Here is a 457-nt window from a genome sequence, read left to right on the forward strand (position 1 = left end):
GCGCGTCTGTTCAGGACGAGGGGGTGCGAGGCGTGGGGTGTGCGGGTGCGGAGGGGGGGAGGATGGAATGCATCTGAAAGGGTGATGGGCGGTGTAAAAGGGGACAGGATTGTTCCGGATGGGTTGTGATCGGACAGAAGGGGTTTGAAGCAGGATTCACGGTATCGGTCCGCTTTCAGTGGACCGGAACGTTTCGTAACTGGTGGTACACCGGTTTCGGAACACACCTGCCGCCTCGTCTGTAAGGGGATGAAGGCCTACGGTTGGGTGCATAATTGGTTGTATTGATTCATTGGTGAGTTGCCGGGCGTTCTTGGGGCGGCCGGCAACTTTTCATTGCCTTGCGGTTGGGTGGGGCTGCAGGGGTGTATCGGAGGAAGCATGAAGGAAGCCTTGGCCTTTGCCAGGCATGTGCCGTTGTTGGTGGTGACCATCGTCTGCGGGGCCGTCATGGGGC

1 protein-coding gene is annotated in these 457 nt (G+C 59.1%); it reads right to left on the reverse strand.

The window, feature by feature from the left end; all coding sequences use genetic code 11:
* Nucleotides 1-257 precede the first annotated feature (257 nt).
* The coding region (locus tag CRD60_RS09235) for a hypothetical protein (RefSeq protein ID WP_236630931.1) at nt 258-457 on the reverse strand (200 nt) is incomplete at its 5' end.

This window comes from Bifidobacterium aemilianum, from assembly GCF_003315635.1.
Classification (GTDB): Bacteria; Actinomycetota; Actinomycetes; order Actinomycetales; family Bifidobacteriaceae; genus Bifidobacterium; species Bifidobacterium aemilianum.